Annotated in this window: 12 protein-coding genes and 1 tRNA gene; 1 reads left to right on the forward strand and 12 read right to left on the reverse strand. The window is 42.3% G+C overall.

Going from position 1 to position 17,787, the window contains the following annotated elements; translation table 11 throughout:
• Positions 1-2 precede the first annotated feature (2 nt).
• The 5 genes from hemZ to BM377_RS01905 all read right to left on the reverse strand — a co-directional run bounded on the left by hemZ (position 3) and on the right by BM377_RS01905 (position 6,382).
• Positions 3-1,415 (reverse strand): coproporphyrinogen dehydrogenase HemZ, encoded by a 1,413-nt coding sequence (hemZ, locus tag BM377_RS01885; protein ID WP_092242832.1) that lies wholly within the window; start codon positions 1,413-1,415, stop codon positions 3-5.
• 80 nt (positions 1,416-1,495) lie between these two features.
• Positions 1,496-2,692: a phage tail tip lysozyme gene (locus BM377_RS16250; protein ID WP_092242835.1), complete on the reverse strand. Its 1,197-nt coding sequence runs from the start codon at positions 2,690-2,692 to the stop codon at positions 1,496-1,498.
• A 227-nt stretch (positions 2,693-2,919) separates the two neighbouring features.
• Positions 2,920-3,573, reverse strand: a complete 654-nt coding sequence (locus tag BM377_RS01895; protein WP_092242838.1) for an MBL fold metallo-hydrolase — start codon at positions 3,571-3,573, stop codon at positions 2,920-2,922.
• Complete coding sequence (locus tag BM377_RS01900; RefSeq protein ID WP_092242841.1) at positions 3,573-5,852, reverse strand: RelA/SpoT family protein; 2,280 nt, start codon at positions 5,850-5,852, stop codon at positions 3,573-3,575. The genes BM377_RS01895 and BM377_RS01900 overlap by 1 nt, the downstream gene beginning before the upstream one ends.
• A gap of 5 nt (positions 5,853-5,857) precedes the next feature.
• Positions 5,858-6,382, reverse strand: coding sequence for an adenine phosphoribosyltransferase (locus tag BM377_RS01905; protein ID WP_092242844.1), 525 nt, complete (start codon positions 6,380-6,382; stop codon positions 5,858-5,860).
• Between the two features lie 171 nt (positions 6,383-6,553).
• Between BM377_RS01905 and BM377_RS01910 the strand changes: the two genes are divergently transcribed.
• Positions 6,554-6,626, forward strand: a tRNA-Thr gene (locus tag BM377_RS01910).
• A gap of 35 nt (positions 6,627-6,661) precedes the next feature.
• On the opposite strand, the gene glgB is transcribed toward BM377_RS01910, so the two are convergent.
• The 7 genes from glgB to ilvD form a co-directional block, all read right to left on the reverse strand.
• Positions 6,662-9,082 (reverse strand): 1,4-alpha-glucan branching protein GlgB, encoded by a 2,421-nt coding sequence (gene glgB, locus BM377_RS01915; RefSeq protein ID WP_092242847.1) that lies wholly within the window; start codon positions 9,080-9,082, stop codon positions 6,662-6,664.
• Between the two features lie 44 nt (positions 9,083-9,126).
• Positions 9,127-10,380 (reverse strand): DUF1015 domain-containing protein, encoded by a 1,254-nt coding sequence (locus BM377_RS01920; RefSeq protein ID WP_092242850.1) that lies wholly within the window; start codon positions 10,378-10,380, stop codon positions 9,127-9,129.
• 2 nt (positions 10,381-10,382) lie between these two features.
• Positions 10,383-11,552, reverse strand: coding sequence for a phosphoglycerate dehydrogenase (locus BM377_RS01925; RefSeq protein ID WP_092242855.1), 1,170 nt, complete (start codon positions 11,550-11,552; stop codon positions 10,383-10,385).
• A complete protein-coding gene (gene serC / locus BM377_RS01930) occupies positions 11,552-12,634 on the reverse strand; it encodes a 3-phosphoserine/phosphohydroxythreonine transaminase (protein ID WP_092242861.1) in 1,083 nt (360 codons plus the stop codon). Before serC ends, BM377_RS01925 begins: the two co-directional genes overlap by 1 nt.
• A 178-nt stretch (positions 12,635-12,812) precedes the next feature.
• Entirely contained in the window at positions 12,813-14,339 is a 1,527-nt protein-coding gene (locus tag BM377_RS01935; RefSeq protein WP_092242867.1) for a L,D-transpeptidase, read from the reverse strand.
• Between the two features lie 36 nt (positions 14,340-14,375).
• Entirely contained in the window at positions 14,376-16,058 is a 1,683-nt protein-coding gene (ilvB, locus tag BM377_RS01940) for a biosynthetic-type acetolactate synthase large subunit (protein WP_092242870.1), read from the reverse strand.
• A gap of 29 nt (positions 16,059-16,087) precedes the next feature.
• Positions 16,088-17,764, reverse strand: coding sequence for a dihydroxy-acid dehydratase (gene ilvD, locus BM377_RS01945; RefSeq protein WP_092243265.1), 1,677 nt, complete (start codon positions 17,762-17,764; stop codon positions 16,088-16,090).
• Positions 17,765-17,787 lie beyond the last annotated feature (23 nt).

The raw sequence follows: 17,787 nt of genomic DNA on the forward strand, positions 1-17,787 counted from the left end.
CTTTATGAAAATAATTTTTTCTTTCTTTCTATCATCTCGTCAATCTGCTCCATATAAAGCTTAATATCCTTGACGTTATCGCACCTCTCTATTAGTCCGCCGAAGCCGTAAACTCTCTTTGTAACTGTGCCCGCACCGAGCGCAACTATTGACTGAACCTCTTCATTTATAAGTATATTATAGATTCCGGCCTTTCCTTTTCTTGCATAGCCGGTATTTTCGTAGTTTCCGCTGATATTCTTCTGGCGATATAGATAATATGGTAAAAGCCCCATCTGCTTAGCTCCCTCAGATGCTTCTTTCATCATTCCCGCCATAATAACAGCTTCATCTTCTTCGCCGTGAAGGATATTGCCTTTTTTCTCGGCGTCAGCCTTTCTTTCCATTAGGATCTCCGCAAGCTTCGAACCTCTTTTTATAGCTAGCGAATGCACCGTAAGGTCATCGGGATCAAGCTTTTTGATCTCACTCATGGTATAGGCAACGTCTCTTTCATCTTCACCGGGAAGACCTAGAATAATATCCATATTGATATTATCAAAGCCCTCTTCCCTTGCCAAGTTAAAAGCATCGACAAGCTCTTTGACAGTGTGCCTTCTTCCTATGAGTTCAAGTGTCTCATCCTTCATTGACTGGGGATTAACCGATATCCTGGTTACCCCCATCTCTTTCATTACTTTAAGCTTTTCTCTTGTAATGGAGTCGGGTCTTCCGGATTCCACCGTAAGCTCTTTTACCTTGGAGACATCGAGCTTATCGTAAACATAAGACAAAAGTCTCTTGAGCTGATGCGGTTCAAGTGTTGTGGGTGTTCCGCCTCCGATATAGATAGTATCAAGTGTCTTACCTTTGAAATTCTCCGAAACATAATCAATTTCTTTTTCAAGGCAAGTAAGATAATCATCAACGATATTCGCATATGCTCCTATCGGGTAAGCCGTGAAAGAACAATAAAGACATCTTGTCGGGCAAAAAGGGATTCCGATGTAAAGGCTATAGCCGTTCTCATAATCTATATCACTAAGGATCTCTTTTTCCCTGTGAGCGATGAGAAGGCTGAGCTCGATCTTCTCATCACTTACAAAGTAAGTCTCTTTCATATAGGTGCGAATCTCATCATCGGTCATGCCTTCATCCAAAAGATTCATCACTATCCTTGTAGGTCTGATACCGGTAAGATTGCCCCAGGGAAGCTCTTTTCCCGTTTCTTTAGATAAAAGCTTATATATATTTCTTTTAAGCTCATTCTTGGTAACATTTACATCAATGTTATAAACAATATCTTCGCCGGCAGAATCTTCTATAAAATTAGTGTCTCCGGGAATAACCTTTATCTCTTCTTTAGGAAAAAAAGCCTTAAAAAGAGAATGGATGTCATATGCAAATTTATCTTCCGAAATAATAATCTTTATCATTGCATTACCTTTTGAATTACTGATATCCAAAAGATTATACCACAATAAAAGAGCCGCAAGCGGCTCTTTTAAAGATATTTTTATTTAGCTGTGAATCCGTTAACAACCTTCTGATATGTTACGTTACGCGCTCTGTCACCGGCGAACTCGTTATTGATAACATTTGAAAATTTTGTATACTGAAGTACAAAGAATGTAGCAAACTGATCTGCACCTTCTGCGCTGTCAGCAAAATTATAATCCTGATCCTTTACGTTGTTATGCATTACTCTGTCAATGTTCTTAAAATATGTATTCCACTCATATACCATGTAGTTGAGCTGGCCGTCAACACTCTGGTAATCAAGCTTATTCTTCTTACAATAAACCTTTAATCCCTTAAGTCTGTCGCCTGACCATGAGCAAAGACCATATCTCTCAACACCGTCCTGATTATTAACAGCATTGGGGTTATAACCTGTATCAAATTCCATAGTTGCCATGATACCTGCAATAGCAGCCTTATTCTTAATTCCTGCATTGTTTACAAGGAAATTGTAAATGTGCTGCTCTGTGCTCTCCTGTGACTGACCGGGAGCTGAAGCTGCCTGAGCTGCAGGAGCGGGTGCTGCCTGAGCTGCAGGAGCGGGTGCTGCACTGTTAGTTACAGCGGGTGCCTGAGTTGATGCATTTGTTGTAGCTGCATTTGCTGATGAAGCCTGTGCAATCTGCTTTACTCTGGGGTAATACTCCTTTGCTCTCTTTCCTTCATCATTTTCCGCAAAACCTGTCAGAACATACTGGCATACAAGGTAATCACCAAAACTCTGTGCACCTGCCTCAGAATCAGGGAAGTTATAATCCTGATCGATAGGAGTATTGTGCATTGCTCTGTTTACGTTCTTAAATGAAGTTTCCCACTCGTATTTAATAAAACGTAACTGACCTTCGAAACTCTGCCAATCATAATTGTTCTTCTTACAGAAAGCCTTAAGATTATTAAGTCTATTTCCTGTCCATAAGCAAAGACCGATTCTGTCTGCCCCTGTGTCACCGTCACAAGCAACCATCTGAGGATTAAATTCTGAATCCTGTTCGATTACGGCAATAATACCTGCGATAGCGGCATCATTTTTAACACCACATTCATTCTTCATGAAATTGTAAATCTGCTCATCAGGAGTGTTTCCGGGTACCTGTGCAAATGAAGGTACAACACATCCGAGCATCATAGATATTGAAGCGGCTACAGCCGCGACTGTTCTGCAAAGAACACTAACTTTTTTTCTGTTAAACATTTTTAAAATTTCTCCCTTTCATTTTAAATAAGCATATTCGTTAAACTGAGTTATTGCCAAAAGCAATTTACTCTAACGTTGTCCTTACTGATTTTGTAATCATCGGACGATCATATATTACATCATATGTAACTATTTGTCAAATCTTTTTTAATTATTTTTTTTAAATAAATTAAAAAAGAGCCCGCAAAGGCTCTTCGTTACTGCATTTACAGCTGCAAATTTTTTTAGAAAAAAGGATTATATTCCTTTTCATGACCGATTGTTGTCATCTCTCCGTGCCCCGGATATACATAAGTTTCATCAGGGAGGACAAACAGTCTTTCTGTAACAGATCTTACAAGCTCGCTTGTGGAGCTGGTAGGAAAATCGGTTCTTCCGACAGATTCCTCAAAAAGTGTATCTCCGCTTATAAGTATGTCTGCATCTTCGAAATAATAACAGCAGCCACCGGAAGTATGTCCGGGAGTGGCAATAAGCTTGCACGAAAGATCCGCAGCTTCAATTATATCTCCGTCTCTATATGTTACGTCCGGAGTTATTCCTAAATTCATTCCGTAATAATTGGAAAGATTAAGATGGGGATCTTGGCAAATGGCAATTTCTTTTTCATAACAGCCAACCTTCGCTCCCGTTAGCTCTTTAAGTTCCTCAACTCCGCCGATATGATCGAAATGACCGTGCGTAAGTAATATAAGGTCAACCACAAAGTCTTTTTCGGAAAGATAATCATAGATATACTTTCCTCTGTCTCCCGGATCAAAGCATATAACGTGCTTTTTCCCGTTTTCATCAATCTTCTCGGGATCGAAAACAAAGTAAAAGTTGGTAGCAACCATGCCAAGTGTAAGTAACCCGACATTAAGTTTTCTTTTTGCCATCAGCCTGTTGTCCTTTCAATGTCAATAACGCTGTCAATCTGTCTGATCTTATCGACGATAATTCTGAGCTGCTCTCTGGAGCTTACACGGAACGAAGTCTCCATTGTGGCAAGGCCCTGCTTACTCGTTCTTGTATTCATCGAGATGATATCGATATCTTTCTCGGTAAGCGCTCTAGAAATATCGGCAAGAAGACCGCTTCTGTTATTGGCAAATATCTTGATCGTAGCGGCATACTGACTTCCCGTTGTGGAATCAGACTGCCATCTTGCCTCGATAAGTCTGGTTCTGTCTTCTTCCTGCATCTTAATAACATTGACACAGTCTTTTCGGTGAATCGATACACCTCGCCCTCTTGTAACAAAACCGCATATCTCATCGCCGGGGACAGGATTACAGCACTTGGAAAATCTAACAGCTACGTCATGTACACCCTTAACGATAATGGCATTGTCGGAACCGGAAACCTGAGGAGTAACATTGGACTCCGCAACGGCAGCAAGAACTTCCTCATCGGTAATGTTGCGCTTATGCTCTTTCTCTCCGAGCTCAAGCATCTTGTTGATGATCTGGCCTTCCTTGAGTCCGCCGTGTCCGACTGCGGCAAGAACGGCGTTCCAATCATGGAAACCGTATTTTCTTATAACAATATTCTGGAATTCAGGCTTGGAAATCGCAAAAAGATCTATTCCTTTACTGCGACAATACTCGATAAGGAGCTCTCTGCCCTTGGCAATATTCTCCTCTTTAAGTTCATGCCTGAACCATTGATTGATCTTATTCTTGGTTGATGTAGCCTTGGCAATGGCAAGCCAGTCTCTGCTCGGGCCTCTTGAATTCTGGCTGGTGATAACCTCAACTCTGTCGCCGTTCTGGATCTTATAATCGATCGGCACAAGTTTACCGTTAACTTTGGCACCTATCATCTTATTGCCGACAGCACTGTGAACACTGTAAGCAAAGTCAATAGGCGTAGAACCTGCAGGCAGGTTTTTGACTTCTCCTGTAGGAGTAAAACAATAAACATCCTCTGAGAAAAGGTTGAGGTCACTCTTAAGAAGATTCATGAACTCCTGGTTGTCAGACATGTCCTGTTGCCATTCTAAGATCTGACGAAGCCAGATAAGCTTCTCCTCTTCTCCGTTTTCAGCCTTTTTGCCGTCGGATGCTTCCTTATATTTCCAGTGGGCAGCGATACCGTATTCAGCAGCTCTGTGCATATCATAGGTACGGATCTGAATCTCAAAGGGCTGTCCCGTCTGACCGATAAGCGTCGTATGAAGAGACTGATACATATTGGGCTTGGGCATGGCGATGTAATCCTTGAACCTTCCGGGAATAGGCTTATACATCTCGTGAATAACACCAAGAGCCGCATAACAGTCTTTTACAGTCGCAACAATGATCCTTATGGCAAAAAGATCGTATATCTGATCGAGAGTCTTGTTCTGATTGCGCATCTTCTTATATATACTGAAGAAATGCTTAACTCTTCCGTTGACATCACCGATAATTCCGGCATCTGCAATAGCCTTTCTGACATTGGCACAGATATCCTCAACGTATTTCTCCCTCTCGCTCTTTCTTACGGAAACCTTCTCCACAAGATCATAGTAAACATCGGGTTTAAGATATTTAAGTGAAAGGTCATCAAGCTCAACCTTGATACGGCTGATACCGAGTCTTCCCGCAATAGGGGAATAAATATCAAGGGTCTCCTGAGCAATCCTTGACTGCTTCTCCGGAGGCATATGAGCAAGAGTCCTCATATTATGAAGTCTGTCGGCAAGTTTGATCAGAATTACTCTAATATCCTTAGCCATCGCAAGGAACATCTTACGAAGGTTCTGAGCCTGCATATCAAGCTGTTCCTGCGTCTTATTGGCGTTATCTGTTGAAAGCTGCAGAGCCGTCAACTTGGTAACACCGTCTACAAGTAACGCAACATCCGCGCCAAACTCCGCTTCGACCTCTTCCTTGGTGTAGATAGTATCCTCAACAACATCATGAAGAAGGCCCGCTGCTATAGTCTCTTTATCCATTTCGAGGTCGGCAAGGATTATGGCAACACAAAGAGGGTGAATAATATAAGGTTCACCCGATTTGCGTAACTGGTCCTTGTGAGCTTCAGCCGCTGTGTTGTAAGACTTTTCTATAAGGGAAATATCATCTGAAGGGTGATATTTTCTGACTCTCTCTATAAGTCCCTCATAGAGCTTATCAGGCGCCTGAAATTCCTCAATGGCTTCAATTTTTCCGTCATCGAAGTCCTGCGGCATTTACATTACTTCCCTTCGTAGCTTATTGCAGCATCAAGTCTGTACTTGCTGATTCTTTCTCTTCCTTTAAGGCCCTTAAGTTCCATAAGAACAAGAACTCCGGCAACCTCGCCGCCAAGCTTCTCAACGAGCTTGATCATAGCTTCGATAGTTCCGCCTGTAGCCATAAGATCGTCTACAAGAAGAACCTTCTGCCCGGGCTTGATCGCATCCTTGTGAAGCTCAAGTACAGCCTTACCGTATTCGAGGTCATATTCTACCTCAATTGTCTCGCAAGGGAGCTTACCCTTCTTACGAACAGGAACAAGCGCCTTACCTCTGTTATATGCTATAGGTGCGCTAAAGATAAAGCCTCTGGATTCAGCACCAAGAACAACGTCAAAATCCAAATCCTTTACCATATCCTGCATTTTGTCGATAGCAAGTTTAAATCCGTCGGGATCCTGTAAAACAGAAGTTATGTCCCTAAACATGATTCCTTCCTCGGGAAAATTAGGAATGGTTCTAACGTAATCTTTTAAATCTTTCATAATGAAAATCCTCTCTACCTTGCGCTAAAACGCACCGGCAATACAAAATATTATTTCAGTATATTAGTATATCACAAACTGACTGCATTTGAATAATTATATTTCCAATTTCTCTTGTCAAATGGGCATCCTGAATGTATAATCATTTTTGTGCCAAGAAAGCATGGGCATGCTGGAATAGCGCAGTTGGTAGCGCAACTGATTCGTAATCAGTAGGTCGAGGGTTCAAGTCCCTTTTCCAGCTTTAAAAAAGAAGGCTTTATCAGCCTTCTTTTTTTATTACTTTTTTCTTCTGCCGCGCTTTTTCTTATTGATATTCTTTATTGCTTCTTTGGAAACAATATCAAATATTCTTTCCTCTTCGATCTTGGCATATTTTTCTTCTATAGCCTTTTCCTCGTTCGCGAGCTCTTTTTCATATTTTTTCTTAAGCTCCGAAATAAGTCTCTGCTCCTCTTCGTTCTGCTTTTCTTTTAGAGCGGTGAGTTTCTCAGCTCGCTCTTTTTCTTTCTTGATCTCCTCTTCTTCCTTAATTGCACGTATCTTCTTCTCCTGCTGTGTATAAGGAGTAAGCGAGAAGATTGCAAGCGAAACGGGAGCAAGTTTTATGCTGACGGAATAATCGCGTCCGTCGGCCTCTTTTCTTTTAGCTTCAATCTTGCCTTCATTGAGGATTCCGGAGCCGCCGTAGCTGACATCGTCACTGTTAAAAATTTCCGTATATCTTCCGTCAGCGATGACACCTATCTCATATTCACGCTCGATTCCCGCCATGTTGGCAACAACGAGCAGAATCTCTTTTTCATCAGAACTCTTACGTGCAAAAGAGATCATGCAATCATCCGCAGCCAGATTATTGATCCATTCAAAGCCGCCCTCAACACTGTCAAGCTGATGAAGTGCCGGATGCTCTTTATAAAGAGCATTAAGCTTTGAAAGCATGTTTTCAACAAACACCGACTGGTCAACAGTGAGTGCATCAGGTTCCATATATATGTGCTTTCTTCCGGGATGAACCATCATAAAGCTCAGCGCCAGCCTTAGATTTGCCATCTTCTGATTGGAATCACCCGGCATGAGATAATACAGACCATCCAGTCCCTTTTCAAGCTCCTCATGCGTAAAGCTTAAGATAAAGCGCTCTGTATAACTGTAGATAATGCTAAACGTAAGCTCGTCGTGGTGGCCCGATCTAAACAATGGATCGTTCTGCATGTAAGAAAGAAAATCTCTCGTCCAGCCGTTGTTCCACTTATAATCAAACCCAAGTCCGCCGTCGTCTATACTGTCGGTAACCTGCGGCCAGCATGCCGTCTCCTTGGTTATCATGAATACTCCGGGATTATCCTTATGTACGGCAGTAGTTAACTGTTTAAGAAACTCAAGCGCCTCCAAATTCTCGTTTCCGCCGTAGATATTGGGCATCCACTCTCCCGGTTTTCTGTCATAGTCAAGATAAAGAATCCTTGAGATATCGGATATCCTAAGACCGTCCACATGATATTTTTCAATCCAGAAAAGAGCGTTTGAAACAAGGAAATTCGTAACTTCTTTTCTACCGTAATCAAATATCAGATCGCCTGATTTGGGATGGATTCCAACTCTCGGATCTTCGTATTCATAAAGAGCTTTACCGTCAAAATCGCTAAGTCCGTATGACGCCTTGGGAAAGAACGTTGGAACCCAATCAAGGATGACTCTGATTCCGTTCTCATGCATGGTATTTACAAAGTTCATAAACTCTTCAGGCTTACCGTTGGCATCATCAAGAGCAAAGAAATCAAGAATATGATAAAAATGCTCGGGAATATGCTTCATAACAGGCATAAGTTCAACTGTATCAAAGCCGTGGTCCGTAACATAAGTCAGGATATCTTGCGTTATCTCTTCTATTGTAGTCTTATGCTCATGTCTTTCGGCAAACGCATCAAGAGAAAGCTCGCAAATAGAAAGAGCCCCCTCGTCCTTGTCGAATTTCTTTCTTGCGGCGATCCACTTTTCATCAGTCCATTTAAACGGAGCAAACTTATTTATAACGGAAATAACGCCGTTTTCTCCTTTTGATTTTGTAGCATAGGGATCGGGTCTTTTATAGATGTGACCGCTTCTGGTCTTAACTTCAAATTGATAGCCGTCGTCTACCTTGGCGCCCGGAACAAATATCTCAAAAATTCCGATAGGATCGAGTCTGTGCATCTGACACATTCTTCCGTCCCAATTATTGAAATCACCAATAACGCTGACTCTGGCAGCAGAAGGAGCCCATACCGCGAACTGCGTGCCGGCTACTCCGCCACGCCTCATGGGATGAGCTCCTAATTTTTCATAGATACGGTAATGAATACCGCTACCGAACTTTATAAAATCCTCACGGTCCATGGTAGGTCCGAAGGAATAAGGATCAATAACAGTTTCCTGCTTGTCGTTTTCATCGGTTATGATGAATTTGTACTTAAGCTTGTCAACATAAGGAACAATAGCCGCATAAAAACCGGCTTCATCGGCAAGCTCCATCTCATAAGCCTTCTTGGTATTCTCAACAAGAACACTTACAGCCTTCGCATTTGGATAAAAAGCCTGCACAAGATAGTTTCCTCCAACCTTATGTGCTCCGAGTATTCTGTGTGGATCGTCTCCGTCAGAATAAATAATCTCTTCAATCTCCGGCCAGTTCATCATCTTGTACAGTCTGTTATTCACTATGGTCCCCTCCAAATAAAAAACAATACTTAAATTGTTGTTATTTAGATAATTGTACCATTAATTTCGTGAATAAATAACCCACTTAAGAGCTTAGGCTCAAACCAAGTTGACTTTGGAGGCATAAGTCTCTTCTCATCGGCAACGGCAAAAAGCTCCGAAATAGATGTGGGATACATGGAAAAAGCAAGCCTCATGTCATTATGGCACCTATCCTCAAGCTCTTTAAGTCCTCTGATTCCTCCGACAAAATCAATTCTCTTATCCGTTCTGGGATCTCCGATACCAAGAATCGGTGAAAGAACTTCGTTCTGTAAAACAGAAACATCGAGTCCGTCTACAGCATCGCTCTTTAATATGTCTGCATGAGCGGAAAGTCTAAACCATTCGTCATCGATAAACAGGCCAAACTCTCCTTTTTTAGCAGGTTTAACGGCTTCATTTTCTTTTACAAGATCAAACTTCTCTTTAAGCTTATCAAAGAATTCATCCTTGGAAAGGCCGTTAAGATCCTTAACCACACGGTTGTAGTCCATGATCATAAGCTCGTTGTCAGGGAAAAGAACCGAGAGGAAATAGTCATACTCCTGCTTACCGCGAACCTTTCCTTCATTCTCTTCTCTTTTCTTAAGTCCGACCTTGACCGCCGATGCACATCTGTGATGACCGTCCGCAATATATACGGCATCGATGGTGGCAAAGATCCTGCTGATTGTATCGGTCTCCTCTTTGTCATCAATAACCCATACTCTGGACTTCACATCATCTGCGGAAACAAAATCATAAACGGGTTCATCCAATTCCTTAACCTTATTAATAAGATCGGAAAGCATCTTATTTTCTCTGTAGCAAAGGAAAATAGGTCCCGTCTGAGCTTCACAGTTATAGACATGCTTAATTCTGTCTTCTTCCTTGTCAGCTCTTGTATTCTCATGCTTCTTGATGACTCCGTTTAAATAGTCATCTATAGAAGCGCAGGCAACTATACCGGTCTGAGTTCTTCCGTTCATTGTCTGCTCATAGATGTAATAACTCTTTTCTTCGTCCTGAACAAAGACACCGTTCTCCATCTGCTCATGAAGCATGTCATGTGCCTTCTTGTAAACTTCGGGCGCATACATGTCATGATCGGGCTCGAACTGTGTCTCGGGTCTGTCTATAGCAAGAAAAGACTCGGGATTTTCTTTTACATATTCAAGAGCCTCTTTTCTGCTAAAAACATCATAGGGAAGAGCCGCAACTCTTCCCACTTTTTCTTTTGTCGGTCTGTATGCCTTAAAAGGTCTGATATCCGCCATAATTATGCTTCTTTCTTTACAACTCTGACTCTGATAACACCGTCAACTTTAGTAAGCTTCTTAACAAGATCGTCTGTGATCTTATCTTCAAGATCGATAAGTGTATAAGCATAGTCTCCCTTAGACTTATTGGTCATATCGGAGATGTTGTAGCCTGCATCACCGAGCGCAGTTGTGAACTGGCTGATCATGTTGGCAACGTTCTTATGGAAAATTCCGATTCTGGGACGTGTGCAGATGCCCATGTCGCAGTTAGGATAGTTAACCGAATTGTTGATGTTACCGTTCTCAAGATAATCCTTAAGCTCAAGAACTGCTTTAACAGCACAGTTATCCTCAGACTCCTCTGTAGAAGCGCCAAGGTGAGGGATAACGATACATCCGTCATGACCTGATGTTGTAGGGTTCGGGAAGTCTGTAACATACTTACGGATCTTGCCTGAATTGATGCCCGCAAGAACATCAACTTCGTTGCAAAGGATATCTCTTGCAAGGTTGATAAGGATAACACCCTTCTTCATCTTAGCGATAGCGTCCGCATTGATCATGCCTTTTGTAGAATCAAGCGCAGGAACATGAACTGTGATGATGTCGCACTTAGAATAAATATCATCAACATTGGTTACGTGCTTAACGTCTGAAGAAAGTCTCCAAGCAGCATCAATTGAAAGATAAGGATCATATCCGTAAACATCCATACCAAGCTGTCTTGCGGCATTAGCTACTCTGACACCGATAGCACCGAGTCCGATGATACCAAGCTTCTTACCAAAGATCTCAGTTCCTGCAAATTTCTTCTTTGACTTCTCTGTAAGCTTAGCGATATCGGGATCACCTGCATTGGCCTTAACCCACTCTGTACCGCCGATGATATCTCTTGAAGCAATGAGCATTGCAGCAAGAACCATCTCCTTAACACCGTTGGCATTGGCACCGGGTGTGTTGAATACAACGATACCCTGCTCAGCGCACTTATCAAGGGGGATGTTGTTAACTCCGGCACCTGCTCTTGCAATTGCAAGAAGGTTGTCAGAGAACTCCATCTCAAGCATGTTGGCACTTCTTACAAGAATGCCTTCTGCGTCATCAACATTGTCTACTACCTGATACTCATCAGTGAAATTATTAAGACCGATCTTGGCAATCGGGTTCATGCATTTGTACTTATACATTATGAATTCTCCTTCTCAAACTTAGCCATAAATTCAACGAGCTTCTGAACACCTTCGATAGGCATAGCGTTGTAGATACTTGCTCTCATACCGCCAACCGTTCTGTGTCCCTTAAGGCTTACAAAGCCTGCAGCTGTAGCTTCTTTGATGAACTTAGCATTAAGCTCTTCGCTGTCAGTTACGAAAGGAACGTTCATAAGTGATCTGTCCTCAGGTCTTACTGTACCCTTGAACATCTTGCTCTGATCGAGATAATCGTAAAGAATCTTAGCCTTTGCTTCGTTTCTCTTCTTCATCTCCTCAAGTCCGCCCTGCTTCTTGAGCCACTTAAATACAAGACCGCACATGTAGATGCTCCAGCAGTTAGGTGTGTTGTAAAGTGAACCGTTGTCTGCCTGAGTCTTCCACTTAAGCATTGTAGGTGTAAATGCGGGAACGTCATCTCTGATAAGATCTTCTCTGATGATAGCGATAACAAGACCTGCAGGTCCTACGTTCTTCTGAACACCGCCGTAGATCACGCCGTACTTTGTAACATCAACAGGCTCTGAAAGGAAGCATGATGATACGTCGGAAACAAGAACATGTCCCTTAGTATTGGGAAGAGTCTTGAACTTTGTTCCGTAGATTGTATTGTTCTCGCAGATATATACGTAATCAGCATCCTCAGGGATGTCGAGATCCGAACAATCCGGAATGTAAGAGAAAGTCTTGTCGGCACTTGAAGCAACCTCGATAGCCTCACCGTATTTCTGAGCTTCCTGGTATGCCTTCTTAGCCCACTGACCTGTAACGATATATGCAGCCTTGCCGTTCTTCATAAGGTTAAGAGGAACTGCAGCGAACTGCTGGCTTGCGCCACCCTGTAAAAAGAGAACCTTGTAGTTGTCAGGAATATTCATAAGATCTCTGATATCCTGCTCGGCAGTCTGAATAACCTCATCGAAAGTCTTGGATCTGTGGCTCATCTCGTTGATGGACATTCCACATCCGTTGTAATCAAGCATCTCTGCAGCTGCCTGCTTCAATACTTCCTCGGGTAACACTGCCGGTCCGGCAGAAAAATTATAAACTCGTGACACTTTTGTATCCTCCTGTGTTTTATCATATTAAAGCATTAAAAAGCCTCAATAATTTTATTCTATACGCAGATAAAAAAATGTCAATAACGTCATTACATAATCTCTGTTATTTTATTTTTTCAAATCGGTTTTTAACCAAAAAATTATCCGCTTCTTTAATCATAAAAGAGCGGATAATTTAATAGTATAATATGACGGGAGTGCCTACTTCCGCGACATTCCACAATTGTTCGACTGATTCCAAAGGACAATTTATGCATCCGTGAGATCCGTTTCTTTTGAAAGTATCTCCTCCGAATTCTTCCTGAGTTCTCCATGTTGCGTCATGAATTCCGACGCCTTTATTAACTCCAAGCCAATAATTTACATAAGAAACATAATCGGTTCCTCTAAGATAAGTGTGATATCTTTTATTATAGACATTAAAAAGTCCTGCCGGCGTTCCTCTTCCTCTGTTGATATTTCCGGTAACCACAGGCATCTGCATATTAAGCTCACCGTTTACGTAATAAGAAAGAAGCTGCTCGCTCATATTTACTTCTATATAAGTATCACCGAGCTCAGTCGCAGCATCATAAGAGGCAACAGAATCATAATAAGAAAGGGGTCTGCTCTCTTCAGCAGAGATATCGCCGGAAACATACTTATCAACGAGATAGTTAAACTCTCCGTTCACATCATAGAGACTTCCGTCACCTTTACTTCCCTTTTTGACCAAAATGCTTCCTTCATGAGTCTGTCTGTATCTCTCGATCAAACTCTTTGTGCTGTGCGACCTCGCGATATTGTTCAGAGTATCATATATTTTCTTTTCACTAAGGATCGGACTTCCATTTGCATCACATACAAAACCGTTTAGTGTATACATCTCTTCTTCCGAAGGGAATGTTCTAACGGCTCTGTCTATGATAAACAATCCGCTTGCAGGGTCCGTAGACGATGTTTCCTGATTCAAATATTCATCAACCTCATCAGCCGTCACAAACCAATCAGATGCAACCGACGGGCCGAAGCTTATCAGCTCACCTCCGATATCATAAGTGATACCGCAGGCCTGGAGCTCTTTTACCTTATCAAAAAGATCTATCGTAGCCCTCTGCTGTTCTGTAGCCTCAACCTCCGTATAGCAGCCTTCCGTAGCTCCGAGATCGGCTGTATCTTCAAGATGAAGCATACAATGATATACGGTATTTACTATCTTTTCTTTATTGGGAACATCGGTTATACCGTTTATAAGAATATAACCGTTATCGCCCTTCTCAATATAGACATCATTACTTCCTATATCAGAAAAGATCTCCCAATCATTTACAAAACCAAGAAGCTTATCTTCATTAAGAGATACTCTCGGTTCAACTTTTACAATGAGATTTTGAAAGAGATTATAGCCCCAGAGAAAAGAATTCCGTGACTCAATAAAAGAATTAAGTGATTCGGTATAATCCGCATTAAAATCTACGGATTCCGCACTTATATAAAGCTCGGCTCCTCCGGCGTCAATTACATTGACGCCTTCGTATCCGTGCTTAGCAAGAAGTTCTTTATTTACTGTTTCAACACTCTTTCCTGTACAATAAACACCGTTTATCCAACAGCAGCAAGGAAAACCTTCACTGTAATAAAACGCAAGTGCTATGTACAAAGCTATAATGGCCGCCAGGTTTAACCAAAGTACAAGCCATATCCGCTTAAATTTTCTCTTCATCTTTTTTCCCCAACTTAAATGAAGTATTTATAAATATTATTTTTTCTTCGCAAGATCCTTGGCATCGAAAGCTTCACTGATAGAAGCGCCCGCAGGAACCATAGGGAACACCTTGTCGTCCTCTTCTATAACGCAATCGATCACTACAGGAACTTTTGAATTTAACGCTTTCTTCAAAGCATCTTCAACTTCAGACTTTTTGGTAATCCTGATCGCTTTGCACCCAAGTGCCTCTGCAACCTTACAATAATCAACCTTATCGGAAAATACAGTCTGTGAGTAGTGCTTTTCATAGAAAAGAGTCTGCCACTGTCTTACCATTCCGAGAACGCTGTTGTTGATAATGATCTCAACGATAGGAATACCGTATCCGGAAGCGGTAGCAAGCTCGTTCATATTCATTCTAAAGCAGCCGTCGCCTGTGATATTTACACAAACCTTATCAGGCATGCCGACTTTGGCTCCGATACAAGCTCCGAGTCCGTATCCCATAGTACCGAGGCCTCCCGATGTAAGGAAGGTTCTGGGATTTCTGAATTTATAATACTGAGCTGTCCACATCTGATGCTGACCTACATCGGTCGAGATAATGGCATCACCCTTGGTAAGCTTATCTAATGTTTCGATGATATAAGGGCATGTGAGCTTATCCTTCTCATAGCTAAGAGGGAACTGCTTCTTGTAATCATCAATCTTTGCTACCCAATCGGAATGATCCATCTTAGGAAGTACTTTATTGATATCAGAAAGAACTTCCTTAAGATCTCCTACTATAGAATAATTGGTTCTGATATTCTTGTTAATCTCTGCGGCGTCCACATCAATCTGAAGGATCTTTGCTTTTGAAGCAAATGTCTTGGCGTTACCCGTAACTCTGTCAGAGAATCTGGCTCCGAGAGTAACGAGAAGGTCGCACTCACTTACACCGAAATTGGCAGCCTTTGTTCCGTGCATACCGATCATTCCGGCATAAAGCTTATCTGTTCCGTCAAAAGCGCCTTTTCCCATAAGTGTGTCGCAAACAGGTGCATTGAATTTGGAAACAAACTCTGCAAGCTCTTTGGAAGCACCTGAAATAACGGCTCCGCCACCTACATAAATAAAAGGACGCTTTGAAGCCTTGAGCATCTTAAGAACAGCATTTATGTTTTCATCTGTATAAGATTTCTTAGGCTCTTCTTTTTTATCATTTTTAAGAGGCTTAAAGTCACAGGTCTTGGCTGTTACATCCTTGGTGATATCAACAAGAACCGGGCCGGGGCGACCTGAAGTAGCGATTTTAAATGCCTTTCTCATAGTGGAAGCAAGCTCTTTAATGTCTTTTACAATATAGCCATGCTTGGTGATAGGCATCGTGATTCCTGCAATATCAGCCTCCTGGAAAGTATCTTTTCCAAGAAGAGGCAGATTAACGTTACACGTAACCGCAACCATGGGAACAGAATCCATATATGCGGTAGCAATTCCGGTTACAAGATTGGTAGCACCGGGTCCGCTTGTCGCAAAACAAACGCCAACCTTACCCGTAGCTCTTGCATAACCGTCGGCAGCATGTGCCGCGCCCTGCTCATGTGAAGTTCTGATATGCAAAAAATCATTCTGCTGTTTGTACAGCTCATCGTAAATATTGAGAATACTTCCGCCGGGATAACCGAAAACGGTATCCACGCCCTGTTCTTTCAAACATTCCAAAACGATCTGTGAACCAGTAAGTTGCATTTCTTATATACCATCCTATTTATATATAATTATTTTGAAGTACCGGGAATCTCAAGGATTGCTCCTCTGTTTCCGCTGGTAACAAGCTCTCTGTATCTTGCAAGATAGCCTGTAGTGATCTTGGGCTCTCTGGGCTGCCATTTCTCTCTTCTCTTGGCGAGCTCTTCATCGGATACCTTAACATTAAGTGCATTGTTAGGGATATCGATGCTGATTATATCACCTTCTTCGATAAGAGCAATAGGTCCGCCGACTGCAGCTTCGGGAGAAACGTGTCCGATAGAAGCTCCGCGGCTGGCTCCTGAGAATCTTCCGTCAGTGATAAGAGCTACGCTTGAGCCAAGTCCTCTACCTGCGATCGCAGATGTGGGATTGAGCATCTCTCTCATTCCGGGGCCTCCCTTAGGTCCTTCATATCTGATAACTACAACGTCTCCTGCAACGATCTTACCTGTAAGGATAGCTTCGATAGCATCCTCCTCACAGTCAAATACTCTTGCAGGTCCTTCGTGAACAAGCATCTCGGGAACAACGGCAGACTTCTTAACAACACCTGTATCGGGAGCAATATTTCCCTTAAGTACGGCAATTCCGCCTGACTCCATATAAGGATTCTCAATAGGTCTGATAACTTCGGGATTGAGATTCTTAACACCCTCAAGGTTCTCTTTCAAGGTCTTACCTGTAACAGTAAGAACATCAAGATTAAGAAGATTCTTTTTAACAAGCTCTGACATAACTGCAAGAACACCGCCTGCCTCGTTGAGATCCTCCATGTATGTGGCACCGGCCGGAGCAAGGTGACAAAGATTGGGAGTTCTGCTTGATACATCATTGGCAACTTCCATGTTAATATCAACACCTGCTTCATGAGCAATAGCGGGAAGATGCAGCATTGTATTTGTAGAGCATCCAAGAGCCATATCCATAGCCATAGCATTCATGAATGCTTCTTTTGTCATGATGTCTCTGGGACGAATGTTGTTCTTAATAAGGTTCATTACAGCGTAACCTGCGTGCTTAGCAAGACGGATACGTGCTGAATATACGGCGGGAATTGTTCCGTTTCCGGGAAGTCCCATACCGATCGCTTCTGTAAGACAGTTCATAGAATTGGCTGTGTACATACCTGAACAAGATCCGCATGTGGGACAAGCCTTCTCTTCATATTCGCAGAGCTTTTCGTTTGTCATCTTACCTGCAGAAACACTTCCTACCGCTTCAAACATAGAAGAAAGTGATGTCTTATGACCGTCAACTCTTCCGGCCATCATAGGTCCGCCCGAAACGAATACTGTAGGAATATTAACTCTTGCAGCTGCCATAAGAAGTCCGGGAACGTTCTTGTCGCAGTTGGGAATACATACCATTCCGTCAAAAGCATGTGCTGTAGCAAGACATTCCGTACTGTCAGCGATAAGATCTCTTGTAACAAGTGAATACTTCATTCCGATATGTCCCATGGCAATACCGTCGCAAACAGCGATAGCGGGAACAACGACAGGCATTCCACCGGCTTCCGCAACCGCAAGCTTAACAGCCTCAGTAATCTTATCAAGATTCATATGACCGGGAACAATCTCGTTGTATGAACTAACAATACCGATAAGCGGTCTTTTTCTTTCTTCCTCGGTAAATCCGAGAGCATTAAACAAGCTTCTGTGAGGAGCCTGCTGTAAACCTTCCATAACTCTGTCACTATTCATAGCCATAACATTTCTCCTTTTTC

This window comes from Butyrivibrio sp. INlla21, from assembly GCF_900116875.1.
Lineage (GTDB): Bacteria > Bacillota > Clostridia > Lachnospirales > Lachnospiraceae > Butyrivibrio.